We start from the raw sequence: 23676 nt of genomic DNA, 5'->3' as shown, positions 1-23676 counted from the left end.
CTAGAAGTCGAAGGACCGCAGATGACGTCGTCGTGGCCGGGAGCGGCGACGGGCGGCTCGGATGCGGGTCAGGATGCGGATCATGCCATCCGGCCCCGGCTGCCAGCCGCGCTCCATCAGAGCGTTGGCCACGTGCTCCAGGAAGTCGGCCGTCCGGGCCGGGATGACGTCACGGCCCACCGCGATGACGCGCCAGCCCAGCCGGTTGAGCTCCTGCCTGCGGAGATCGTCACGGCGCTGGTCGGCGGGCCCGGCGTGGTGGGCGCGGCCGTCGTACTCGACAGCCACCTTGTACGGCTCCCATCCCAGGTCAAGATAGGCGTTACGGTCGCCCGGCAACGGGACGCGGATCTGCGCGGTGGGTCTGGGGAGGCCGCCGTCGATGAGGATGACGCGCAGCCAGCTCTCCCGAGGCGAGGCCGCGCGGCGGTCGGCGAGCGCCAGGATGTCACGGACGCGCCGGGAGGTCGTCGGGCGGTGCAGCAGGCCGTCGAGGTCCACGCCGCGACGCAGAAACTGGTCGACCACCGTCACCGCCTCCAGCCGGGGCAGCCAGCGAGCGCAGTCGAAGGCCGTACGATCCAGCGTGGTGAGGCGTACCCCGGCGTGCTCGGTGACGTCACCGCTGGGCACGGACATCACGTGGACGAGACAGCCGGGAATCGCCAGCTCGGCGGGGACCATGATCTCGACAGGCCGGTCAGCGGCGGGGATGGCACTGGCAAGGGGATCCAGCCCCCAGACATGAGCCGCCGTCCGACGACACGCGACGGCCTGAGGAACGCAACGGGTAACGCAGCGGGCACGATCGACCAGCGGCAGAGCAGGGGTGTTCACGCCGCCCAGCATGCGCTCCCCCCGCCACCGTCCAAGCGTCCGAACGAGATTCTGTGGAGAACATCGAGTTATCCACAGAGCAGGGGTAGGAAGAGCCGCTCCGCCCTTGCACAGCGTGGTGATGGGCTGCCAGTCACGCAGGGGGAAGGACCTACCGGACCGGTACGCCGCATCACCACGCTGGTTCAACCGAAGACCACAGCCCTGTCACCTGGCCGCGCCTCCATACCTTTCACCAGGTCCCGCACGCTGTAAGCCAGCATGATGTGCGCCCAGCCGTGCACCTGCGGCTCACGACACGGCTCACCGCAGCGCCGGACCGCGAACCACCCATCGCCCCGCCAGATCTCCCAGCCCTGGCCATAGCGCGCTAGCAGCCCGTCCAGGTCCGCCCTGGCGTCACCACGCACGAACCGCACGCCCTGGCCGGTCACCCCTGACGCCTCTCCCCGCCGACAACAAGCGACACCGCACCGACCCGTACGTCCGCAGCCCATGGACCATCAGCCCACCCCTGCTCGACACGCTCGGCAATACGCCGAACCATCGACGCTGGAAAGCATGAACAAGCGTCCCGCGCCTACCACCTCGGCATCAGCGCAGCGCACGAAGCCGGGGACCGGACTCTTGAATCCAATCTCGTCGGATCATCGGCCTATCAGGTCTCAAACGTCGGGGACCCTTCAGAAGCCATCGCGCTCGCACATGCCGCCGTAGACCTGGCCGGACCTCATGCCCCTCCACGCGCCCGCGCTCTGTGCTGGGATCGGGTGGCATGGGCGCACGCACGAGCCGGAGAAGCACAGATGACAATGCGTGCACTTGGCGAGGCTGAAACAGCACTGACGCACCATGACGATGAAGACGAGCCCGGTTACCTCTATTGGGTGGACGCCGGCGAACTACAGATCATGGAAGCGCGCTCCTACACCGAGCTTCGCCGCCCACTTCGCGCCGTTCCTCTCTTGACTGACGTCCTTGCTCACTACGACGTCACCCATACCCGTGAGCTCGCGCTGTACCTGTCGTGGCTTGCGGTAGCACTTGCCGATGCCAACGAACCGGAGGACGCGGCGCAGGCCGCCACCCGCATGCTCACCATGTCCGCAGATGTGGCCAGCGACCGCACCGCCAAACGGGTGCAGGTGGTCCGCACGCGACTGGCGCCCTACTCCGACATACCGCAAGTACGGGACGTGCTCTCCGACCATCGCTGGAGCGCGTAGCCCACGAGATGACAGCGAACCTGAGTCAAAGAACTCTTTTTCACCGTTCGCATCCGGTTGCGGCCTCAGGGAAATCCTTCCGCTGTGGGTCACCGCTTCACCGCACGGGAAACGTCACCCCGGTGAGCTCCTCGGAGACGGTCCACAGGCGCTGCTGGACGGCCTGGTCGTGGGAGGCGGGGCTGGAAGTGACCAGCTTCGGGTAGCCGCGGATCTCACCCCGGCTGCCGGGGCCGTAGTACTGCCCACCGACGACCGCGGAATCGGTGGCGGCGCGCAGGGTGGGCAGGGCGCCCATCTCGGCCTTCTGGGTGAGCAGCGGCGCGAGCCAGGTGATGGGCACGCGAAGCGCGGCGGGCGCGTTGCGGACGAGCTCGGTGTTGGACACGCCGGGATGGGCGGCCACCGCGACCGTGGTGCCGTGTGACGCGAGCCGGCGCTGCAGTTCGTACGTGAACATCAGGTTGGCGAGTTTGGCCTGGCCGTAGGCGGCGACACGGCTGTACGAGCGCTCCCACTGGAGGTCGTCGAAGTGGATGGCGGCCCGGATGCGGTGACCGGTGCTGCTGACCGTCACGACGCGGGAGCCGGGGACGGGCAGGAGCCGGTCCAGCAGCAGGCCGGTCAGGGCGAAGTGGCCGAGGTGGTTGGTGCCGAACTGCAGCTCGAAGCCGTCGGCGGTGGTCTGCCGCGGGGTGTACATCACGCCGGCGTTGTTGATCAGAAGGTCGATGCGCGGGTGGGCGGCGCGCAGGTCGGCCGCCGCGGCCCGGATCGAGTCCAGGGAGGTCAGGTCGAGGGCCTGGACGGTGACGTCGCCGGTGATGCGGGCGGCCGCCTGCTTGCCCTTCTCGATGTCGCGGACGGCCAGGACCACTGTCGCCCCGCGTGCCGCGAGCATCCGGGCGGTCTCGAAGCCCAGCCCGGTGTTGGCGCCGGTCACGATCGCCACCCGGCCGTGCTGGTCGGGGATGTGCTGCTCGGTCCAGTTGCTGCTCATGGCGTACTCCTAAAAACCTAAAGAACCATCGGTCTGTTAGGAGCAACATAAAAGACCGCCGGTCTCCTGTCAAGAGACCGGCGGTCTCTAAGATAGGCTGAGTACGTGACCTTTCAGCGAGCGCGCAGCGAGGAGCAGCGGGGGATCCGCCGCCGGGCGATCCTGGACACGGCGGCGGCGATGCTCGACGAGATGCCCGTGGCCGACGTGAGCCTCAACGAGCTCAGCCGGCGGGTGGGCCTGGCCAAGTCGAACGTCCTGCGGTATTTCGAGTCACGCGAGGCGGTGCTGCTCGAACTGCTGGACGTCTTCCTGGAGAGCTGGCTCGCCGAGCTGGCGGACGAGCTGGCCGCGGGCATCGAGGCGCACGCCGAGCCGGAAGTGCGGGCGGGCCGGCTGGCCGAGATCCTCAGCCGGTCACTGGCGGACCGCGTGGTGCTGTGCGACCTCTTCGGCGCGCAGGGCGGCGTCCTTGAGCACAACGTCTCGGTCGAGGTGGTCAAGCGGCACAAGCGCTCCTCCCTCGCCAGGCTCGCGGCCATGGCCGAGCTGATGCGCCGCCACGTGCCCGAGCTCGGCGACAGCGCGCAGCTGTTCTGCCTGATGACCCTGGTCTCGGCGGGCGCGCTTTCGGCGTACGTCCCGCCGCCGCCCAGCCTCCTCGCCGCCTACGCGGACGAGCCCGCCCTCAGCGTGCATAACCTGGAGTTGCGTGACGCGCTGCGGATCTCCATCACCTCGACGCTCCTGGGCGTGCTGCCGCGCGCCTGAACCTTTCTCGCGGGCCAGGCGCAGCGGGATCACGTACGGCTACGCCGTGCTCGAAGTCAGACCAGCTTCCGCAGCTCAGGAAGGACCTCCAGGGCCAGCCGCTCGGCCTGCCCACGAGGGTCCGGGCCGGCGGGCATGAAGTTCATCGAGGTGAACCCCAGCGCCGCCAGCGACCCGAGCCGATCCAGCACCGCCTGCGGCGGCCCCGCCACCACCGACGCCGAGTCGGAGTCCGCGCCGATCTGGAACGGCACGTTGTAGACGCACCGCACCGGCCGCCCCTGCGCGGCGTCGAGGACCCGCTCGCGCATGGCGGCGGCCTGCTCCGGCGGCGCGAACCCGAGTGACGGGATCCAGCCGTCCGCCAACTGCCCGGTCGCCGCCAGCGCCCGGTTGCCGTACGTGCCGAGCCAGATCGGGATGGGAGTGTCCGGCTTGGGCTCCATGGCGGCCTGCTCGGTGCGATAGCGGCTCCCCGTATAGGTCAGCTCCGCCTGCGACCACAGCCCGCGCATGATGTGGATGGCGTCCACCATCCCGTCGACCTTCTCCCGAGGCGTCGGCACCCCGAGCCCGAACGCGCGGAACTCCTCGTCGGAGTAGCCGCCGCCGAGCCCCAGGATGAGCCGGCCGCCGGAGAGCCGGTGCAGGCTCTCGGCCATCTTGGCCACCATCGCGGGCGGCCGGTACGGCACTCCCAGCACCCGGGTCGCGATCTTGACGCGGGAGGTGGCGGCGGCCACCCAGGTGAGCATCGTCCAGACCTCGTAGGTCGGCTCGGTGCCCGACGGGTGGTCGGAGGTGGAGACGAAGTCGTACCCGAGCTCTTCTGCGGCCCGCGCGTCACCCACCGGATCGGCCCCCTGAGCGGCCGAAGCCGAGATGCCGAGCCCGAACAGCGGCGTGGTCATGGCAGCCCTCCCTTTGACGGTTTACATGTAAACCTATGGCCGCAGTTGGTTACACGTCAACCAAACCGGACTAGGGTGGGGAGCATGGACGAGCCACGCTGGCTGGACGATGCCGAGTTCCGCGCGTGGATCGGCTACCGCCGGATGAGGTTGCTGCTCGACGCCCAGGTCAACCGCGACCTGCTGCACGACTCGGGACTGTCCGCGCCCGACTACGACGTGCTGACGGCGCTCACCTCGAGCGAGGAGCGGCGCTGGCGGCTGACCGCGCTCGCCGAGTGGATGCTCTGGTCCAAGAGCCGGCTGTCCCGGCACATCTCACGGATGGAGCAGCGCGGGCTGGTCACCCGCGAGGAGTGCGCGTCCGACGCCCGGGGTGCCATGGTCGTGCTGACCGAGGGCGGGCTGCGGGCCATCGAGGCGGCGGCGCCGGACCACGTGGAGTCCGTGCGCCGCCATTTCATCGACCTGTTGACCAGGGAGCAGATCGAGGTGCTCGGCACGGTCGCGGAGACCGTACTCACTCATCTGTCGGAGCCGGTTGAATCTGCGCCGCCGCGTCGTTCTGAGCGGTGACGGCGCGCGGCCGGCCGGGTGAGGGCTATGGCCTGGGACGTTCGGTCAGCAGTTTGAGGCACAGCGCGGCGGCCCAGGTCCAGATGATGCCACCGCCGGCCAGCATCAGACGGTAGTCCTGGGCGGGGAACGCGGCGAACCCCAGGACAAGGTAGGCGGCCGGGGCGAGAACGCTGTAGAGCACCCAGCCGCGCTGACCGTCGCGGGCGAAGCGGCGGGCGAACACCAGACAGGCCACGCTCAACGCGAGCCCCATCCCGAGGGGTGCGAGGTTGTGGAGCAGGCCGTGCCAGCTGACCTGGGCGGGGAGGCCGCCGGGGGTTCCGGGCGGGTACCCGTCGGCGGGGTCGGTGGGAAAGACGCCCGCCCAGATCAGGCTGGCACCGTAGACGCCCAGGAGCCAGGTGCCCCAGGCGCGGCCCGGGGTCTTGGGCTCCAGCGTGCGACGCAGGCCGACGACGGAAGCCAGGATCAACAACCCGCAGACCAGGAAGTTGGCGGTCTGGATCCAGCCGTACTCGCCCAGGCTCAACATGCTGAGGGGGTGGCGGCGGGCGTCGAATCCGTCGCGGCTCATCGCCTGGCCGACGATCAGCAGAAGGAACAGCGGGCCGGCGACCACGCCGCAGAGGAGAAGTGCACGGGCCGGGGCGTTGACCGGCCGGTCCACGCCTCGGGCGACAGGTGCGGGGGTGTGTCGGGGGGCATGGGTGACTCCTGTGTCTGTCATAACGGGACAAGCAGATGCTTGGCCCATGGTGCTCGGCACGGTCGCGAAGGCACCGAGGTCAGCTGAGCCAGATCGGGCTCCAGTCGGCCATCTCGTTGAAGCGGCGCAGCTCGGCCAGTCCGGAGATGCTGCCGAGCCAGCCCGCGTAGGGCGTGCGGTCGAAGCCGCTCTGGACCATGGTCAGCCGGGTCTTGCCGCCGCTCCCCTCCAGCTCCCAGGTGCCGACGCCGTTGTGCCCCCAGTCGATGGAGACCTTGCTGTCGGGCTCCAGCTCCAGGATCCTCGCCGGCTCGCCCTCGGCGTCGAACCCGCCCATGGAGTAGCGCCCGCCGACGCGCGGCTCGATCTCGATCGGGTAGCCGAACCAGCGGCTGACCTTCTCCGAGTCGATCAGGGATGCGTACACCTTCGCCGGCGAGGCGTCGATCAGGACCTCCGCGCGCAGCTCGGCGGAGGTGAAGTCGGGCTTGGGGGTGAGGTCGCGGCCCTCGAAGTGCTCGACCAGGTTGGCCACCGCGAGGTACCAGTAGGTCTGCAGGACACCGCGGATGTTGGTGTCCTCGAGCGCCTCCTGCATGTCGAAGTGGCTCTGCGACACCGAGACGATCGCCGCGTCGGGACCGTCCTCCTCCACGGCGAACTCCGTCGTCGTCTCGACGCCGTCCAGCGTCCAGGCGAAGCGCACCGTACGGTCGTCGGCGTGCAGGAGCCGCTGGTGCGGCGCGTCGCCCTCGGGCGTGGAGCGGCCCCAGAACGCGTAAATCCCGGGCAGCTCCACCTCGGCATGCTCGGCCAGCCACACGCGCAGGGTGTCCGGGTCGGTCAGGGCGTGCCGCACCTGCTTGACGGAGGCGGGGACGCGGGCGCGGATGATCATCGGGTCACTCATGGACTTCTCCCTTGGGATAGCAGGCGACGGCGAGCTTGAAGGCGTCGCCTTCGGCTCCGCCATAGCGGGTGAACAGCTCCCGCATCATGGTCTGCAGGTCGTTCAGGAACTCCTGCCGCTTTTCCGGCCGTACGTGAATCTCGCCGGACAGGCCGATCGACGGCAGCTCCGGCGCGGTCTTGTCCAGCGCCGCGATGTCGGCCTGGACGTCCTCCATCAGGTCGAGCAGGTAGCCGAGGCTGAGCTCGTCACGCGCCTTCGTCAGCCCGATCCGGCCGACCAGCCGCGGCGACAGCCAGTAGGAGCGGGCGGCGGCCTGATAGATGCCCTCGTTGATGCCGCGCACCCGGCGCTCGGACACCAGGTCGACCAGACCGGCGTCCACCAGCCTTTTGACGTGGTAGTAGACCCGCTGCGAGGTCTGGCCGAGCCGGGCCGCGACCTCGCCGCAGGTGGCCGGCTCGGCGAGTTGCCGCAGCACCTCGACGCGCTGCGGCTTGAGCAGCGCCTCGGCCTGCTCGATCTCTTCTAGGTACAGGACGTCTCTCATCGCAAAAATGAGTCTTTACGTAAAAACCATTTTTGTCAATGGCCCATGCGAAAGCCGCGGCGGGGCCGCGGTCAGATCAGGGCCAGGAGCCTTCCTGGTCGGGGTCGCCGCCGTTGGCCAGCAGCTGCAGGTCGGACTCGACCATCATGGCGACCAGCTCCTCGAAGGACACCGAGGGCTCCCAGCCGAGCTGGACGCGGGCCTTCTTCGGGTCGGCGCACAGCAGGTCCACCTCGGCCGGGCGGTGCAGGCTCTGGTCGGTGACGACGTAGCGCTCCCAGTCCAGATCGACCGCCGCGAACGCGGCCTGCACCAGCTCCTTGACCGACTTCATCCGCCCGGTGCCGATGACGTAGTCCTCCGGCGTCCCGGCCTGGAGCATCAGGTGCATGGCGCGGACGTAGTCACCCGCGTAACCCCAGTCACGCCTGGCGTCCAGGTTGCCGAGACGGAGGTCGGCGGCCAGGCCGAGCTTGATGCGCGCCACGCCGAGCGTGACCTTGCGGGTGACGAACTCGGCCCCCCGCCGCGGCGACTCGTGGTTGAACAGGATGCCGGAGACGGCGAACATGCCGTACGACTCGCGGTAGTTCTGGGTGAGAAAGTGGCCGTACGCCTTGGCGACGCCGTAGGGCGAGCGCGGATGGAACCCGGTCGTCTCCGTCTGGGGCGTCTCGCTGACCTGCCCGAACATCTCCGACGACGAAGCCTGATAAAAGCGGATCTGGCCGGAGGGGCGGCCGCCGCGCGACGCGCCCGAGCAGACCCGGATCGCCTCCAGCATCCGCAGCACGCCCATCCCGGTGACCTCGGCGGTCAACTCGGCCTGCTCCCAGGACATCGGCACGAAGGAGATCGCGCCGAGGTTGTAGACCTCGTCGGGCTGAACCCGTTCCACCGCGGAGATCAGCGACCCCTGGTCCAGCAGGTCGCCCCGGATCACCTGGACGTCGGCCAGCAGCCTGCGCATCCGCGACAGCCGCGGGTTGGCCTGACCTCGGGCCAGCCCCCACACCTCATATCCCTGACCGAGCAGGTGCTCCGCCAGATAAGAACCGTCCTGGCCGGTGATGCCGGTGATCAGAGCGCGCCTGGCCAACGGGGTCCTCCAACTATCGCTGCCGCGTCCGTTGCGACGGAAATGTACGCCATGCCCTCGGATCCATCTAGAACACGTTCTACCGAACCACGCTCGGTCACGGCAACGTCGCAGTTCGCACGGCGTGTGGCTGCCGCTGTGAACAATTCCAGATGACCTACCGAATGGTAGCCTTCTCGGACTAAGGTCATCTTTCACGGTACACGCCCTTCTCGGGGCCTACCGGGCGGAGAAAGGGGTGTCCGTGAGTGACACGCTGCGGATCGCGCTGTTGTCCTACCGCAGCAAACCCACCTGCGGCGGCCAGGGCGTCTACCTCCGTCATCTGACCCGCGAGCTGGTCGCCCTCGGGCACCACGTCGAGGTGTTCTCCGGTCAGCCCTACCCTGAGCTCGACGAGGGCGTGATCCTGCGCAAGGTGCCGAGCCTCGACCTCTACCGCGACGAGGACCCCTTCAGGACCCCCAAGCTCGCCGAATACCGCGACTGGATCGACCTGCTCGAAGTCGGCACCATGTGGACCGCCGGCTTTCCCGAGCCGCTGACCTTCACCCTGCGCGCCCGCCGCGAGCTGAGCAAGCGCGCCGGCGACTTCGACGTCGTGCAGGACAACCAGACGCTCGGCTACGGACTGCTCGGCATCCAGAAGCTGTTCCCGGTGGTCGGCACCATCCACCACCCGATCAGCGTGGACCGGCGGATCGAGCTCGAAGCCGCCAAGGGCGTCAAGAAGCTGACCATGCGCCGCTGGTACGGATTCGTCCGGATGCAGGCCAAGGTCGCTCCCCAGCTCAGCCCGATCCTGACGGTCAGCGAGTCGTCGCTGGCCGACATCCACCGCGACTTCAACGTCCCCCAGGCGAACATGCGCCTGATCCCGCTCGGCGTGGACACCCGCTACTTCCACCCACGCCCGGACAAGCCCCGGCGCAAGGGCTCGATCGTGGCCGTGGCCAGCGCCGACTCCCCCATGAAGGGCGTCGCCACGCTGCTGCGCGCCGTCGCCAAGCTCGCCACCGAGCGCGACGTCAACCTCACCGTGGTCAGCAAGCCCACCCCCGGCGGCCCCACCGAGAAGCTGGTACGGGAGCTGTCGCTGGAGGACCGGGTCCGCTTCGTGCACGGCATCTCCGACGACGAGCTGGGCGAGCTCATCGCCACCTCCGAGATCTCGGTGGTGCCGTCCCTGTACGAAGGCTTCTCCCTGCCCGCGGTCGAGCACATGGCCTGCGCCACGCCCCTGGTCGCCAGCCGTACGGGCGCGTTGCCCGAGGTCGTCGGCGACGCCGCCGTCCAGGTCGCGCCCGGCGACCCGGAGGAGCTCGCCGCCGTGCTGCGCCGCCTGCACGACTCGCCCGAGGAGCGCGAGCGGGTGGGCCAGGCCGGATACGACCGGGTCATGGAGCGCTACACCTGGCACGTCGTCGCCAAGAAGACCGTCGAGGCCTATCGCGAGGCCATCGCGGCCCGCCGTACCCGCTGATCAGAGGAGAGCGTCCTGTGCTGACCGTCGACTTCGACCGGCTGCCCGTCGGCCCCGGCACGCGCGTGCTCGACCTGGGGTGCGGCGGCGGCCGGCACGCCTTCGAGGTGCTCCGCCGAGGCGCGGACGTCGTCGCGTTCGACATGGACCAGACCGAGCTCGACAACGTGGCCGCCATGTTCGCCGCGATGGACAAGGCGGGCGAGGTGCCGCCCGGCGGCACCGGGGAGACCGTCCAGGGCACGGCGCTGGACATGCCGTTCGACGAGGGCGGCTTCGACCGCGTCATCGCCGCCGAGGTGCTGGAGCACATCCCCGACGACATGGCGGCGATGGCCGAGATCTTCCGCGTGCTCAGGCCCGGCGGCACGGCCGCGATCACCGTGCCGAGCTTTCTGCCCGAGCGGATCTGCTGGGCGCTCGACGAGGACTACCACACCGCTCCGGGCGGGCATGTGCGCATCTACACGCTGGCCGAGCTGTCGGCCAAGCTGAAGGCCACCGGGTTCGTCGTCGGCCCGCACCACCACGCGCACGGCCTGCACGCGCCGTACTGGTGGATCAAGTGCGCCGTCGGCGTCAACAACGACGACCACCCCATCGCGAAGGCGTACCACGAGCTGCTCGTCTGGGACATCATGAAGCGCCCCGCCGCGACCAGGATCGCCGAGGCCCTGCTCAACCCCGTCATCGGCAAGAGCGTCGTGCTCTACGTCAGGAAGCCCGAGGCGTGATCTCCCGCGAGCAGGTCGTCCGGACGGCCGAGAGCATCGCGGCCATCCAGCGGGAAGACGGCGGAGTGCCCTGGCCGGAAGGGCACGTCGACGCGTGGAACCACATCGAGTGCCTGATGGCCATGACGGTCGCCGGGCTGGACGAGCCGGTACGCAAGGGCTACGACTGGCTCGCCGGGCACCAGCGCGACGACGGCTCGTGGCCGATGAAGCTGCTCGACGGGGTCGCCATCGAGGCGGGCGGCGAGTCCAACCACGCCGCCTACGTCGCCGTCGGGCTCTGGCACCACTTTCTCGTCACCGGTGAGCGGTCCTTCGCCGAGCGGCGGTGGCCGATGGCCAAGGCCGCTCTGGACTACGTGGCCGGGCTGCAGACCGAGCGCGGGGAGATCGTCTGGGAGCGGGACGCGCACGGGCAGGCGGCCGCGTACGCGCTGCTGACCGGCTGCTCCTCCATCCACCAAGGGCTGCGGTGCGGCGTGCTGCTCGCCGACGAGCTCGGCGACCCGCAGCCGCACTGGGAGCTGGCCGCCGACCGGCTGGCGCACGTGCTGGCCGCCCATCCCGAGGCGTTCGCCGACAAGAGCCGCTTCTCGATGGACTGGTACTACCCCGTCCTGGGCGGCGCGGTGCGCGGGGCGCAGGCGTGGGAGTCGCTGGAGCGCGAGTGGGCCACGTTCGTGGTGCCGGGGCTCGGCATCCGGTGCGTGTCGGACCAGCCGTGGGTGACGGGCGCGGAGACGTGCGAGCTGGCGCTGGCGCTGGACGCGCTGGGCGACCGCGGGCGCGCGGCGACGCTCTTCGGCGACATGCAGCACCTGCGGCACGAGGACGGCTCCTACTGGACCGGCTGGCAGTTCGCCAACCGCAAGCACTTCCCGCACGAGCGGTCCGGCTACACCGCGGCCGCCGTGATCCTGGCCGCCGACGCCCTCGACGGCCTGACAGGCGCCTCCGGCATCTTCCGCGACGCCGCCGCCCTGACCGCCGTACAGCCGGAAGGGTGCGGCTGCGCCCCGGCCCACCGCTGAGCAGGTGCGCCCCGGCTCGTCGCTGAGCGGGCGCGCACCGGCTCAGCGCTGACTCCGCAAGGGGTTTTGCCGCTTCTTTGCCGCCAGGAGCGTGGCGGCTCGATGGGTGCCCGCATGGGGGTCACTAGGTTCGACAGTGGCCGTACGAGGCGTCTTCGGGGGAAGCGTGGGCGACACGGGCACAACATCGTTCTTGGAGCAGGTCGGGATCCAGCCGACGCTGGCCCCGGCCCGGGGCTGGCGGAGATTTCTGGTCAAGGATCCTCGCGAGTCCGATCTGAGCAGACGGAGGTTCCGGCTCACCCGAGGACCTTCTCGGGCGGTCATTGAGAATGCGGAAAAGTCGTATCTGTATGGCTTCAACGCAGTGATGTCACGGGAAGTTGTGAGGATCGATGAGATTTCCCGTGAGCAGCAGGCCTTCGCCTTCGAAGGGGCGGGGGCGGCGTGCGCGGTGCTCGACCTGATCACCGCGACTCGGGGCCGGCGCCTTCGCGAGCTACTGACCGGCCCCGGGACACGTCACCAGTTCGCCGTCCATCTCGGCGCCGGCCGGGGTTACGCGATGCTGCGCCTGCGGCCGATCCGGCCGCCCCGGCGGGCCCATCCGCTGCTGCGGTGGCTGGCCCTCGACGGGTTCGGCTTCGGCTGGAGCATGGCGCGGGCGGACCGGATGGTGGGCGAGCGGGCCATGCCCGACCTGCTCACCAGGTCGCACTGCGCGCTCTTCGACCAGGGCCTGGGCCGGCTGCTGTGGTACCACGACTGCGCCTCGCCCGACGACGTGGCCGCCAGGATCGCCGCGTACCCGGTCAGCAGGCGGGCCGCGCTGTGGAGCGGGGTCGGGTTCGCCGCCGCCTACACCGGCGGGGCGGAGGCCGACGAGCTGTGGTGGCTGACCGAGCACGCGGGCGCCGACGGGTTCCGGGCGCATCTGGCCCAGGGCTGCGCATTCGCGGTCGCGGCCAGGACGCAGGCCGGGCCACTGCCCGACCACGTCGCGCAGGCGGTGCCGATCCTCGCGGGCGACACCCCCGCGCAGGCGGCCGGCTGGGCGGACAGCGCGCTCGTCATGCTCGGCCACGACCCGCGCGGCCACGAGGACTTCCAGAGCTGGCAGGCGCACACCCGCAGGCTGTGGGCCCGCCGCCACCAGAACGCCTGAGCCTCCGGCGCCACCCGCTCCAGAACGCCTAGATCCCCGGAGCCACCCGCTCCAGGACGCGCAGCGAGCCCTCGGCGCGCACCTCGGCGAACGCGCCGGACTCCAGCGCGCGCAGGTAGATCCGGTAGGGCGCCTGCCCGCCGTCGGCCGGGTCGGGGTAGATGTCGTGGAAGACCAGTGCCCCGCCCGTCATGACGTGCGGCGCCCAGCCCTCGTAGTCGCGGGTGACCGGCTCGTCGGAGTGGCCGCCGTCGATGAACAGCATGCCGAGCGGAGTGCGCCAGAGCGCGGCCACCCGCTCGGACCTGCCGACGATCGCGATCACCTCGTCCTCCAGGCCCGCCGCGGCGATCGTGGCGCGGAAGACGGGCAGTGAGTCCATCTGGCCGAAGCGCGGGTCGACCAGCTCCGGGTCGTGGTGCTCCCAGCCGGGCTGGATCTCCTCCGAGCCCCGGTGGTGATCGACGGTGACGACCACGGACCCGGTCCGCCTGGCCGCCGCGCCGAGGTAAATGGCGGACTTGCCGCAGTAGGTGCCGATCTCGCAGACGGGCCCGCGCGCGCCGTAGTCGCAGGCCACCTCGAACAGGGCCAGGCCCTCCTTCTGCGGCATGAAACCCTTGGCTTCCTCGGCGGCTCGCAGCAGCTCAGGCGGCATCGTCATAGCCCTGAACCCTAGTAGAACCGAACAACATTCCGGGGTCCCCTTGCCCGCTATAATGGAACCTGTTCTACTAGCAGCGTGAATCAGCGTACTCGGATCGCCATGTCGGAAGACGAGGTCACCGCACTGCTGGAGGGGGCACGCAAGCTGCAGCTCGCGACCATCAACCCCGACGGCACACCGCACCTGGTGACCATGTTCTACGGGCTCGACAAGGGCAGGATCACCTTCTGGACCTACGGCAAGGCTCAGAAGGCCCGCAACCTGGCGCGCGACCCCCGGGTGAGCTGTCTCATCGAGGCCGGCGAGGACTACGCCGAGCTGCGCGGCGTCCTGGTGTACGGCCGCGTCACGCCGATGGACGACGCCGAGTCCGTCCTTGCCGTCGGCATGGCCGTCGCGCGCCGGATGACGCCCGGGGTGGCGGACGAGCTCCTGCGCCCCTACGTCGAACAGACAGGTCGCAAGCGGGTCGCTTACGTGGTCGAGCCCACCAAGATGGTCTCATGGGATCACAGGAGGCTCTCGTGAAGGTCAAGGTGGACGAGCTGGTCTGCGAGGCCAATGCCGTGTGCATGGGGCTCGCGCCCGAGGTGTTCGAGCTGGACGAGGACGACCAACTGCACATCCTCCTCCCCGAGCCACCGCCAGAAATGCTGGATCGCGTCCGCCACGCGGTGCGATCCTGTCCCAAAGCCGCACTTTCCGTAGAGGAATAGCCGGAGAGGATCCCCCATGCGCGCCGCCCTTCTGCACGCCGTAGGCGACGACAAGCTCGACATCCGCGACGACGTCACACTGGCCCCCGTCGGGCCCACCGACGTCCGGGTCCGGATCAAGGCCACCGGCGTCTGCCACTCCGACCTGTCGGCCATGACCGGCGTGCTGCCGCAGCCCGTGCCGCTCATCCCCGGCCACGAGGGCGCGGGCGAGGTGGTGGAGGTCGGCGAGCACGTCTCCACGGTCAAACCCGGCGACCATGTGGTGATCAGCTGGCGCCCGGCCTGCCAGGAGTGCGACCTGTGCCTGGGCGGCCAGCCTTACCTGTGCCTGAAGTACGTGATCGAGTCGTTCACCAAGGGCAATTTCCGCTACGGCGGCGACACCACGGCCTTCGGCATGGCCGGCTGCGGCACCTGGGCCGAGGAGATCGTGGTCCCGTGGCAGGGCGCGATCAAGCTCGACCCCGAGGTGCCGTGGGAGGTCGGTGCGCTGATCGGCTGCGGCATCACCACCGGCGTCGGCGCCGCGATCAACACCGCGAAGGTACGGCCGGGCTCCACGGTCGCGGTCATCGGCTGTGGCGGCGTCGGCCTGTCGGTGATCCAGGGCGCCCGCGTCTCCGGCGCCCGCACGATCCTCGCCGTGGACCCGCTGGAGTCCAAGCACGCGATGGCCAAGAAGGTCGGCGCCACCCACGCGGTCACCCCCGACCAGGTCCCCACCGCACTGAACGAGCTCACCGGCGGCAACGGCTTCGACTACGGCTTCGAGGTCGTCGGCAAGGCGGCCACCATCCAGAACGCCTGGCAGATCACCCGCGCCGGAGGCGACGTCATCGTCGTCGGCGCCGGCGCGGTCGACGACATGGTCTCCTTCCCCGCCTTCAACCTCCTCTTCGAGGGCAAGAACCTGCTGTCCAGCCTGTACGGCGAGTCCGACGTACGGCACGACTTCCCCTACTTCGCCAACCTCTACAAGGCGGGCCAGCTCGACCTGGAGTCGATGATCAGCGCCCGCATCAGGCTGGCCGACCTGAACGACGCGGTGGCCGCCCTGAAGAGCGGCGAGGTCCTGCGCCAGATCGTGGTGATGGACTGACCCGGGCGTGAGAAAGCCCGGGCCGCACGGGCCCGGGCTTCCTGCCCTGCGTCACTCGGCGTCAGTCGGTGGAGAAGGCCGCGTCGAAGGAGGTGGTGGGCGGGGTGATGGAGTTGAGGCCACGGATGTAGGACAGGGCCTCACGGCCGCCGTCCAGGCGGTCCATGCCCGCGTCCTCCCACTCGATGGAGATCGGCCCGGTGTAGCCGATCGAGTTGAGCGCGCGGAAGCAGTCCTCCCACGGCACGTCGCCCCGGCCCGTCGAGACGAAGTCCCAGCCGCGCCGCATGTCGGCCCACGGCAGGTGCGAGGACAGGCGGCCGCGCCGGCCGTCGCCCACCCGCATCCGGGTGTCCTTGCAGTCCACGTGGTAGATCCGGTCGGCGAAGTCCAGGATGAACCCCACCGGGTCCAGGTCCTGCCACACCATGTGGGAGGGGTCCCAGTTGAGTCCGAAGGCGGGGCGGTGGCCGATCGCCTCCAGGGTGCGGACGGTGGTGTGGTAGTCGTAGGCGATCTCGCTGGGGTGCACCTCGTGCGCGAAGCGGACCCCGACCTCGTCGAAGACGTCCAGGATGGGGTTCCAGCGGTCGGCGAAGTCCTGGTAGCCGGCGTCCACCATCGAGGCCGGCACCGGCGGGAACATCGCGACCGTGTGCCAGATGGAGGAGCCGGTGAAGCCCACCACCGTGTCCACGCCCAGCAGCGCCGCCGCCCTGGCGGTGTTCTTCAGGTCCTCGGCGGCGGCCTGCCGTACGGACTCGGGGTCGCCCGAGCCCCAGATCCGGGCCGGCAGGATGGCCTTGTGCCGCGCGTCGATGGGGTGGTCGCAGACGGCCTGGCCGACCAGATGGTTGGAGATGGTCCACACCTTCAGGCCGTGCTTGTCGAGCTGGGCGCGCTTCTGCTCGACGTAGGACGGGTCGGTCACCGCCTGCTCGACGTCGAAGTGGTCGCCCGAGCAGGCGATCTCCAGGCCGTCGTAGCCCCACTCGGCCGCCAGCCTGCAGACCTCTTCGAACGGCAGGTCGGCCCACTGGCCGGTGAACAGCGTGATGGGTCTCATGTGTCCTCCACGGTGGTGAAGCGGCTGCCGTCAGCCGCGCTCTGCTCGACCGCGGCCAGCACACGCTGCACCCGGAGCCCGTCGGCGAACGACGGCGTCGGGTCGGTCCCCTGGCCGATCGCCTCCAGGAAGTCCCTGATCTCGTGGGTGAAGGTGTGCTCGTAGCCCAGGCCGTGTCCCGGTGGCCACCACGCGCCGACGTACGGGTGGTCCGGTTCGGTGACGAGGATGCGCTCGAAGCCCTTGCCGCCCTCGCTGAACCACAGCTCGTTCATCGACTCGAAATCGAAGGCGAGGCTGCCCAGCGAGCCGTTGAGCTCGATCCGCATCGCGTTCTTGCGGCCGGTGGCGAACCTGGTGGCCTCGAACGAGCCGACCGCCCCGCCGGACAGCCGGGCGGTGAACAGCGCGGCGTCGTCGACGGTCACCGTGCCCCGGCCGGAACCGCCCGCGGCGGCCAGGCCGGACGACCCCTCCGACAGCGGGCGTTCCTTGATGAACGTCTCGGTCAGCGCCGAGACGCCGGTGATCAGCTGGCCGCTGATGAACTCGGCGGCGTCGATGATGTGCGCGCCGATGTCGCCGAGCGCGCCGGACCCGGCCTTGTCCTTCTGCAGCCGCCAGACCAGCGGGAACTCCGGATCGACGATCCAGTCCTGCAAATACTGGGCGCGTACGTGCCGGATCTCGCCGAGCCTGCCCTGCGCGACCAGGTCACGGGCGAGCGCCACGGCGGGCACCCGCCGGTAGTTGAAGGCGACCATGCTCCTGCCGGTGGCCGAAGCCGCCGCCTGGACCATGGCTTCAGCCTCGGCGACGGTGTTGGCCAGCGGTTTCTCGCAGATGACGTGCTTGCCGGCGCGCAGGGCGGCGATGGCGATCTCGGCGTGGGTGTCACCGGGCGTACAGATGTCGACGATGTCGACGTCCGGCCGCCCGATCACCTCCCGCCAGTCAGTCACCGCCTCCTCCCAGCCCATCTGTTCGGCCGCGGCCTTCGTGGCCTCCCTCGAGCGTCCGGAGATCACCCGCATCCGCGGGATCACCGGTACGTCGAAGAAGGCGGCGACGCTACGCCAGGCCTGGGAGTGGACGCGTCCCATGAAGGCATAGCCGATCATGCCGACGCCGACGGTTCTGTCTGACATGCAGCCCCCGATCAGGATTCGAAGCCAAGTGGCAGATACTTATCTACGTTCTCCTTGGTGATGGTCTCGGAGGCCAGGGTGATCGACTGCGGAACCTGGTTCTCCAGCAGGTCACTCATTCCCTTGCCCTGGGCGATCAGACGTGCGAGTTTGATCGCCGAGGCGGCCATCGTGGGGCTGTAGGTGACCGTGGCCTTCAGCACCGAGGTGCCCGCCTGGATCTCCTTCATGGCGTTCGCCGAGCCGGCGCCGCCCACCATGATGAACTCGTCGCGGCCGGCCTCCTTGATCGCGGCGAGCACGCCGATGCCCTGGTCGTCGTCGTGGTTCCAGAGCGCGTCGATCTTCTTGTGCGCCTGGAGCAGCGAGGCGGCCACCTCGTTGCCGGTCTCCACGGTGAACTGGGCGTCCTGCTTCGCGGCGACCTTGAACCCGTACGTCTTCAGCGCGTCCTCGAAGCCCTTGCTGCGGTCCTGGGTGAGCGGCAGCGTGGCGATGCCCTGGATCTCCACGATCACCGGGTCGGCGACACCCTTGTCCTTCAGCGACTTGCCGATGAAGTGGCCGGCCGCGACGCCCATGCCGTAGTTGTCGCCGCCGATCCAGGTGCGGTAGGCGAGCTTGTCGGGGAAGACGCGGTCGAGGTTGATCACCGGGATGCCGGCCGCGGTGGCCTGCAGGGCGACCTGGTTGAGCTGCTGGCCGTCGTTCGGCAGGATCACCAGCGCGTTCACCTTGGCCGCGATGAGCGACTCGACGGCGGAGATCTGCTGGTTGATGTCGTTGGTGGGCTCGACCGGCTTGAACTCGACGTCGGTGTACTGCTTGGCGGCGGCTTCGGCGTTCTTGGCGATGGCGGCGATCCAGCCGTGGTCGGCCGCCGGCGCGGAGAAGCCGATGACCACCTTGGTGCCGGGCTCGTCGTTTCCGCTGGCCGCCGGGGCGGGCGCGGGGGCCGCGCTGGAGGCGGGCTCGGCCGGCTCGTTGCTGGTGCAGCCCGCTGCCAGCAGGACGGCGCCACCGACGAGGAATCCTCTGCGCGCGACTTTGTTGCTCATGGTGCTCTCTCCTTCAGATTCCGCCGCTGGAGAAGGACGGCGACGACGATGATCAGGCCCTTGGCGATCAGCTGGTCACTGGTGTTGAGCCCGTTGAGGATGAACAGGTTGGTGATGAGCGTGAAGATCAACAGGCCCAGGATCGAGCCGATGATGGTGCCACGGCCACCGGTCAGCAGGGTGCCGCCGATGATGACGGCCGCGATGGCGTCGAGTTCGTACAGGTCGCCGTGGGTGGACGAGCCTGTGGTCGTCCGGGCCATGATCAGGACGGCGGCGATGCCGCAGGTCAGCCCGGACAGCGCGTACAGCAGCATGGTGTGCCTGCGGACGTCGATGCCGGCCAGCCGGGCCGCCTCCGGGTTGCCGCCGACCGCGTAGGTGCGGCGGCCGAAGGTGGTGCGGTTGAGCAGGATCCAGCCGAGCACCACGACCAGGGCGAAGATGTAGACCAGCAGCGGGATGCCGAGCACCCGCGTGGTCGACAAATCGACGAGGGCCGTGTTGCCGCTCTGGATGAGCTGGGTCTTGCGGTCGGACATGCGCTGGGCCAGGCCGCGCGCCGCCACCAGCATGGCGAGGGTGGCGATGAAGGGCACCAGCCGCCCGTAGGCGATGAGCAGCCCGTTGACCAGCCCCGCGCCGGTGCCGACGAGCAGCGCGCAGATCACCATGACGAACGGCCCGTACTCCTGCGTGGCCAGCGTCGTCGCCCAGACCGAGGCCAGCGCCATGAGGGCGCCGACGGACAGGTCGATGCCACCACCGATGATCACGAACGTCGCGCCGACGGTGATGACGCCGATGGTCGCGGCCAGCGACAGGATGCTGACCAGGTTGGAGGTGGTCGCGAAGTTCTCCGGCCTGGTGACCAGGCCGACGATGATCAGCAGGCCGAGCGCCACCAGCAGGCCGAGGTGGCGGGCCTCGCCCAGTGCGCTCAGCGGGTTGCGTGTCGCCGCGCCCGGCGGCGCGGATCCGCCTGTCTCCGGGACCGCCGCCGGCGGTATCTTGGGCTCGCTCATCAGGCCGCTCTCCCATCCATGATCATGTCGAGCACGCGGTGCTCGTCGAGTTCGCCGGCGTCCGCCTGGTGGATGACCGTGCCCTCGCGCAGCACCAGGACACGGTCGGCGAGGCCGAGCACCTCGGGCACCTCGCTGGAGACCAGCAACACCCCGATGCCCCGGTCGGCGAGGTCGCGGATGACCGCGTAGAGCTCGGCCCTGGCGCCCACGTCCACGCCCCGGGTCGGCTCGTCGAGCAGGAGCAGCTTGCGGCTGCCGAGCAGCCAGCGGGCCAGCACGGCCTTCTGCTGGTTTCCGCCCGACAGGTTCTTGATCGGCCGTTCCGGGTCGGGCGGCCGGATGTCCAGCGCCTTCACCAGCCGGTGCGCCTCGGCCCGCTCGCGGGCGCGGTTCATCCAGCCGAGTTTGGCGAAGCTCGGCAGGCTGCCCAGGGTGATGTTGGCGGTGATGCTCTGGTCCAGCAGGAGCGCCTGGGCCTTGCGCTCTTCGGGGGCCAGGCCCATGCCGCGCCTGACGTTGCCGACGACGCTGTGCCGTACCTGCTTGCCGGCCAGCTCCACCCTGCCGGAGGCGGGGCGGGCGCCGTACACCGCTTCGAGGATCTCCGAGCGGCCGGAGCCGACGAGGCCGGCCAGTCCGACGATCTCGCCGGCGCGTACGGAGAAGGACACGTCGGCGAACGCGCCCGGCGAGGTGAGGCCCTCGACCTTCAGCACCTCCTCGCCGGGCGGGTTCGCCGCCCGGGGCGGGAAGACGTACTCGACGTTCCTGCCGGTCATCAGCGAGACGACGTGCGAGGTGGCGGTCTCACGGGCGGGCAGGCCGACGGCGACGGTACGGCCGTCCTTCAGCACGGTGACCCGGTCGCCGATCTCGCGGATCTCCTCCAGCCGGTGGGAGATGTAGACGACGGCCACGCCCTGCGCGGTGAGCTCGCGGATGATCCGGAAGAGGTTGTCCACCTCGTCGTGGGCCAGCGCGGCCGACGGCTCGTCCATGATGATCAGGCGGGCGTCGTGGGAGAGCGCCCGCGCCATCGACACGACCTGCTTGGCCGCGGCGGGCAGCCGGCCCACCTCGGTGGACGGGCGGATCTCCCCGTGGCCGAGCCGCTCCAGCACCTGGCGGGCGGCGCGGTTGGCGGCCGACATGTTGACGAAGCCGAGCTTGGCGTGCTCGTGACCGAGGAAGATGTTCTCCGCCACGCTGAGCCCGTCCACCAGGTCGAGCTCCTGGTAGATGGTGGCGAAGCCGAGCCTGATGGCGTCGTTGGGGCTCGACGGGCGCACCTGCTCGCCGTTGAACTCGATGGTGCCCTCGTCCGGCTGGTGGACCCCGGCCAGCACCTTGATCAGCGTGGACTTGCCGGCGCCGTTCTGGCCGAGCAGGCAGTGCACCTCGCCCGCTCGCACGTCCAGGTCCACCCCGTCCAGCGCGCGCACGCCAGGGAACTGCTTGACGATCCCTCTCATGACGAGCATCGGATCCCCTCTCAGGCGTTGACGATGCGGTTGACGTTCTCGGGTGACAGGTAGTGCTCGATGGCGAGCATCCCGGCGCCCAGCGCCGCGGCGTTGATCCCCATCCGGCTGGGCACGATCGACAGGTGGTGCGTGGCCAGCGGCAGCGACCTGCGGTAGACCGTCTCCCTGATGCCCGCGAGCAGATGCTCGTGGACGCGGGACAGCGCGCCGCCGATCACGATGACCTCGGGGTTGAAGAAGTTGACCAGGCTCGCCAGCACCTCGCCGATGAGCCGGCCCGCCTCTCTGACCAGCCGCAGCGCCTGGGTGTTGCCCGCCTGTACGAGTGCCACGACGTCGGCTCCGGTCTCGGCGGCGATGCCGAGCTCGGTCAGCCTGCGCGCCACGGCCGCCCCGCCGGCCACGGCCTCCAGGCAGGCGCTGTTGCCGCAGCGGCAGCCGGCGTCGTCGTGGCCGTTGACCCGGATGTGGCCGATGTCGCCGGCCGAGCCCTGCGCGCCCCGGTGCAGCCTGCCCTCGGCCACGATGCCGCAGCCGATGCCGGTGCCGACCTTGACGAAGAGCAGGTGGTGCGTGTCGGCGAAGGCGTTGCGCTGCTCGCCCAGGGCCATCACGTTGACGTCGTTGTCGACCAGGACGGCGGCGCCGTCGAAGTATTCGGGGATCGGGTAGTCGTTCCAGCCGGGCATGATCGGCGGGTTGTTGGGCCGGCCGGTGGCGTACTCGACCGGGCCGGGCACGCCCATCCCGATGGCCCGCAGCGCGGCGCGGGGGCGGCCGGCCTCGGTGAGCAGCCGGTCGAGCCGCCCGTCCACGTGCGCAAGGACCGTCTCCGGGCCGTCGCCGATGAGCAGCTGGTCCTCGCAGGAGGCCAGCACCTCACCGGACATGTCCATCAGCGTGATCCGGCAGTGCGTGGCGCCGAGGTCGACCCCGGCGAAGGCGTGCTGCTCGGTGTGCAGGCGGAGCTGGCGAGGCGGCCGGCCGCCGGTGGACTCGCCGCTCTCGGTCTCCTCGACCAGGCCACGCTCGATCAGCGCGTCGACTCGCTGGGCGATCGTGGACCTGGCGAGGCCGGTGAGGCGGGCGAGGTCGGAGCGAGTCGTCGCGAAGCCTGCGCTGATGAGCGTCAGCACGTCGCCGGGCGAGCCCGGAGCGGAGGTCATGCCGAGACAATAAGATCGCACAACTGGCAATACAAGAGTCCAGGGCGATCAAACTAGGCTGACTTCTGTCGATAATCGAACAAACCCCGATTTGTCAGGATTCTGGGCCTGAAAAAAAGCGGTGGTCCGCAGGGGGACCACCGCCTCATCGGACCGCCGGAGCCCGCAGGACCACCGCCGTCATCCGGCCGCAGGACCACCGCCGTCATCCGGCCGCCGGAGCATCGCCGTCATCCGGCCGCCGGAGCCCGCCGGAGCATCGCGCCGCTAGAGCATCGCCTTCATCGAGTCGGCCGCCGTGAGCACGTAGGGCTGCTCGGCCATGACCGACGCCCAGTTGTCCGCCACCGCCTCCGGCGTGAGGTCGTCGCTCTGCCAGCCCGGCCCCTCGGCCACGAACACCCGCGCCACCCGGCCGCCGCCGACGCTGAACACCTCGCCGGTGACCTCGCACGAGTCGTGCACGAGGTAGGCGACCAGCGCGCTGACCCGCTCGGCCGAGAACTTGGCCTCGAACTCGGCCGGCAGGATCGCCTCGGTCATCCGCGTCCAGGCGATGGGCGCGATGGCGTTGGCCCTGATGCCATTGCGCGCGCCCTCGATGCCGATCGTCTTGGTGAGCCCGACCAGCCCCATCTTGGCGGTGGAGTAGTTGGCCTGGCCGAAGTTGCCGAACAACCCCGCCGGACTGGAGGTGTTGACGACGCGGCCGTAACCGGCCTCCTTCATGTACGGGTAAGCGGCCCGGCTGACCAGGTAGGAGCCGCGGACGTGCACGGCCAGCACGTTGTCGAAGTCCTCGACCGTCATCTTGCCGAACGACTTGTCGCGCAGGATGCCGGCGTTGTTGACGACGATGTCGATCTTGCCGAACGCCTCGACGGCGGCGGCCACGATCGCGGCGGCGCCCTCGGGGGTGGCGACGTTGTCGGTGCTGGCGACGGCCTGGCCGCCGTTCTTGGTGATGAGCTCCACCACGTCGGCGGCCGGTCCCGTCGAGGCCCCGGTGCCGTCGAGCGCGCCGCCGAGGTCGTTGACGACGACCTTGGCGCCCCGGTCGGCCAGCAGCAGCGCGTGCGAGCGGCCGAGACCGTGCCCGGCACCCGTGACGATCGCGACCCTGTCATCGAAGCGAAGCATCGAACCTCCCACCAGGCGAACAACATTCTAGTACGAGCACCATAACCCGGCCGGGCGGCAAGGTGACTGATCGTCGCGGATAGTGATCGATCGGGTCTT

General features: G+C 69.8%; 26 protein-coding genes. 10 read left to right on the top strand and 16 right to left on the bottom strand.

Annotation, left to right across the window (positions count from 1 at the left end; translation table 11 throughout):
• Positions 1 to 684 carry a putative endonuclease domain-containing protein gene (locus IEY87_RS00460; protein ID WP_189136445.1) on the bottom strand — a complete coding sequence of 228 codons (684 nt, stop codon included), beginning with the start codon at positions 682 to 684 and terminating at the stop codon, positions 1 to 3.
• A gap of 338 nt (positions 685 to 1022) precedes the next feature.
• Entirely contained in the window at positions 1023 to 1271 is a 249-nt protein-coding gene (locus IEY87_RS00455) for a hypothetical protein (protein WP_189136444.1), read from the bottom strand.
• Between the two features lie 99 nt (positions 1272 to 1370).
• Between IEY87_RS00455 and IEY87_RS47430 the strand changes: the two genes are divergently transcribed.
• Positions 1371 to 2063, top strand: a complete 693-nt coding sequence (locus tag IEY87_RS47430) for an NsdA family TPR-like regulatory protein (RefSeq protein WP_189137249.1) — start codon at positions 1371 to 1373, stop codon at positions 2061 to 2063.
• Positions 2064 to 2160: 97 nt separating this feature from the next.
• On the opposite strand, the gene IEY87_RS00445 is transcribed toward IEY87_RS47430, so the two are convergent.
• Positions 2161 to 3063 carry an SDR family NAD(P)-dependent oxidoreductase gene (locus IEY87_RS00445; protein WP_189136443.1) on the bottom strand — a complete coding sequence of 301 codons (903 nt, stop codon included), beginning with the start codon at positions 3061 to 3063 and terminating at the stop codon, positions 2161 to 2163.
• A 105-nt stretch (positions 3064 to 3168) separates the two neighbouring features.
• Between IEY87_RS00445 and IEY87_RS00440 the strand changes: the two genes are divergently transcribed.
• Positions 3169 to 3834, top strand: coding sequence for a TetR/AcrR family transcriptional regulator (locus IEY87_RS00440; RefSeq protein WP_189136442.1), 666 nt, complete (start codon positions 3169 to 3171; stop codon positions 3832 to 3834).
• Positions 3835 to 3890: 56 nt separating this feature from the next.
• Here IEY87_RS00440 and IEY87_RS00435 read toward each other — a convergent pair whose 3' ends face one another.
• Positions 3891 to 4745: an LLM class flavin-dependent oxidoreductase gene (locus IEY87_RS00435; protein WP_189136441.1), complete on the bottom strand. Its 855-nt coding sequence runs from the start codon at positions 4743 to 4745 to the stop codon at positions 3891 to 3893.
• 84 nt (positions 4746 to 4829) lie between these two features.
• Here IEY87_RS00435 and IEY87_RS00430 point away from each other — a divergent pair, with 84 nt between their 5' ends.
• Positions 4830 to 5321 carry a MarR family winged helix-turn-helix transcriptional regulator gene (locus IEY87_RS00430; RefSeq protein WP_189136440.1) on the top strand — a complete coding sequence of 164 codons (492 nt, stop codon included), beginning with the start codon at positions 4830 to 4832 and terminating at the stop codon, positions 5319 to 5321.
• Between the two features lie 25 nt (positions 5322 to 5346).
• Here IEY87_RS00430 and IEY87_RS00425 read toward each other — a convergent pair whose 3' ends face one another.
• From IEY87_RS00425 to IEY87_RS00410, 4 genes are all read right to left on the bottom strand, one after another.
• The gene (locus tag IEY87_RS00425; RefSeq protein WP_189136439.1) at positions 5347 to 6051 is read right to left on the bottom strand and encodes a DUF998 domain-containing protein; all 705 of its coding nucleotides are present in this window, start codon (positions 6049 to 6051) and stop codon (positions 5347 to 5349) included.
• 58 nt (positions 6052 to 6109) lie between these two features.
• The gene (locus tag IEY87_RS00420; protein ID WP_189136438.1) at positions 6110 to 6940 is read right to left on the bottom strand and encodes an SRPBCC family protein; all 831 of its coding nucleotides are present in this window, start codon (positions 6938 to 6940) and stop codon (positions 6110 to 6112) included.
• Positions 6933 to 7490, bottom strand: coding sequence for a winged helix-turn-helix domain-containing protein (locus tag IEY87_RS00415; RefSeq protein WP_189136437.1), 558 nt, complete (start codon positions 7488 to 7490; stop codon positions 6933 to 6935). The genes IEY87_RS00420 and IEY87_RS00415 overlap by 8 nt, the downstream gene beginning before the upstream one ends.
• A gap of 76 nt (positions 7491 to 7566) precedes the next feature.
• Entirely contained in the window at positions 7567 to 8589 is a 1023-nt protein-coding gene (locus IEY87_RS00410; protein WP_189136436.1) for a GDP-mannose 4,6-dehydratase, read from the bottom strand.
• Positions 8590 to 8827: 238 nt separating this feature from the next.
• Between IEY87_RS00410 and IEY87_RS00405 the strand changes: the two genes are divergently transcribed.
• The 4 genes from IEY87_RS00405 (at position 8828) to IEY87_RS00390 (ending at position 13002) form a co-directional block, all read left to right on the top strand.
• Complete coding sequence (locus IEY87_RS00405; protein ID WP_189136435.1) at positions 8828 to 10072, top strand: glycosyltransferase family 4 protein; 1245 nt, start codon at positions 8828 to 8830, stop codon at positions 10070 to 10072.
• A 17-nt stretch (positions 10073 to 10089) separates the two neighbouring features.
• Complete coding sequence (locus IEY87_RS00400; RefSeq protein ID WP_189136434.1) at positions 10090 to 10806, top strand: class I SAM-dependent methyltransferase; 717 nt, start codon at positions 10090 to 10092, stop codon at positions 10804 to 10806.
• Entirely contained in the window at positions 10803 to 11837 is a 1035-nt protein-coding gene (locus IEY87_RS00395) for a prenyltransferase/squalene oxidase repeat-containing protein (protein ID WP_189136433.1), read from the top strand. Before IEY87_RS00400 ends, IEY87_RS00395 begins: the two co-directional genes overlap by 4 nt.
• A gap of 91 nt (positions 11838 to 11928) precedes the next feature.
• Positions 11929 to 13002, top strand: a complete 1074-nt coding sequence (locus tag IEY87_RS00390) for a DUF1702 family protein (protein ID WP_308426442.1) — start codon at positions 11929 to 11931, stop codon at positions 13000 to 13002.
• A 28-nt stretch (positions 13003 to 13030) separates the two neighbouring features.
• On the opposite strand, the gene IEY87_RS00385 is transcribed toward IEY87_RS00390, so the two are convergent.
• Positions 13031 to 13660: a class I SAM-dependent methyltransferase gene (locus IEY87_RS00385; RefSeq protein WP_189137248.1), complete on the bottom strand. Its 630-nt coding sequence runs from the start codon at positions 13658 to 13660 to the stop codon at positions 13031 to 13033.
• Positions 13661 to 13744: 84 nt separating this feature from the next.
• Between IEY87_RS00385 and IEY87_RS00380 the strand changes: the two genes are divergently transcribed.
• The 3 genes from IEY87_RS00380 to IEY87_RS00370 are packed head-to-tail and all read left to right on the top strand — an operon-like array spanning position 13745 to position 15487.
• Positions 13745 to 14197, top strand: a complete 453-nt coding sequence (locus IEY87_RS00380; RefSeq protein ID WP_189136431.1) for a pyridoxamine 5'-phosphate oxidase family protein — start codon at positions 13745 to 13747, stop codon at positions 14195 to 14197.
• Positions 14194 to 14385, top strand: coding sequence for a ferredoxin (locus IEY87_RS00375; RefSeq protein WP_189136430.1), 192 nt, complete (start codon positions 14194 to 14196; stop codon positions 14383 to 14385). The genes IEY87_RS00380 and IEY87_RS00375 overlap by 4 nt, the downstream gene beginning before the upstream one ends.
• Before the next feature lie 16 nt (positions 14386 to 14401).
• A complete protein-coding gene (locus IEY87_RS00370) occupies positions 14402 to 15487 on the top strand; it encodes a Zn-dependent alcohol dehydrogenase (RefSeq protein ID WP_189136429.1) in 1086 nt (361 codons plus the stop codon).
• A gap of 61 nt (positions 15488 to 15548) precedes the next feature.
• Here the strand turns inward: IEY87_RS00370 and IEY87_RS00365 are convergent, their stop codons facing one another.
• The 7 genes from IEY87_RS00365 to IEY87_RS00335 form a co-directional block, all read right to left on the bottom strand.
• Positions 15549 to 16553 carry a sugar phosphate isomerase/epimerase family protein gene (locus IEY87_RS00365; RefSeq protein WP_189136428.1) on the bottom strand — a complete coding sequence of 335 codons (1005 nt, stop codon included), beginning with the start codon at positions 16551 to 16553 and terminating at the stop codon, positions 15549 to 15551.
• Complete coding sequence (locus IEY87_RS00360) at positions 16550 to 17701, bottom strand: Gfo/Idh/MocA family protein (protein WP_189136427.1); 1152 nt, start codon at positions 17699 to 17701, stop codon at positions 16550 to 16552. Before IEY87_RS00360 ends, IEY87_RS00365 begins: the two co-directional genes overlap by 4 nt.
• 11 nt (positions 17702 to 17712) lie before the next feature.
• A complete protein-coding gene (locus IEY87_RS00355) occupies positions 17713 to 18759 on the bottom strand; it encodes a substrate-binding domain-containing protein (protein WP_189136426.1) in 1047 nt (348 codons plus the stop codon).
• The gene (locus IEY87_RS00350) at positions 18756 to 19784 is read right to left on the bottom strand and encodes an ABC transporter permease (protein ID WP_189136425.1); all 1029 of its coding nucleotides are present in this window, start codon (positions 19782 to 19784) and stop codon (positions 18756 to 18758) included. The genes IEY87_RS00355 and IEY87_RS00350 overlap by 4 nt, the downstream gene beginning before the upstream one ends.
• On the bottom strand, positions 19784 to 21268 hold the full coding sequence (locus IEY87_RS00345) for a sugar ABC transporter ATP-binding protein (protein WP_189136424.1): 1485 nt from the start codon (positions 21266 to 21268) through the stop codon (positions 19784 to 19786). Before IEY87_RS00345 ends, IEY87_RS00350 begins: the two co-directional genes overlap by 1 nt.
• Positions 21269 to 21279: 11 nt before the next feature.
• Positions 21280 to 22437 (bottom strand): ROK family transcriptional regulator, encoded by a 1158-nt coding sequence (locus IEY87_RS00340; RefSeq protein ID WP_189136423.1) that lies wholly within the window; start codon positions 22435 to 22437, stop codon positions 21280 to 21282.
• 267 nt (positions 22438 to 22704) lie between these two features.
• Positions 22705 to 23577 (bottom strand): SDR family NAD(P)-dependent oxidoreductase, encoded by an 873-nt coding sequence (locus IEY87_RS00335; RefSeq protein WP_189136422.1) that lies wholly within the window; start codon positions 23575 to 23577, stop codon positions 22705 to 22707.
• Positions 23578 to 23676: the final 99 nt, after the last annotated feature.

Source organism: Nonomuraea glycinis, from assembly GCF_014646515.1.
Taxonomy (GTDB): domain Bacteria; phylum Actinomycetota; class Actinomycetes; order Streptosporangiales; family Streptosporangiaceae; genus Nonomuraea; species Nonomuraea glycinis.
This window is presented reverse-complemented; position numbering and strand designations above follow the sequence as displayed.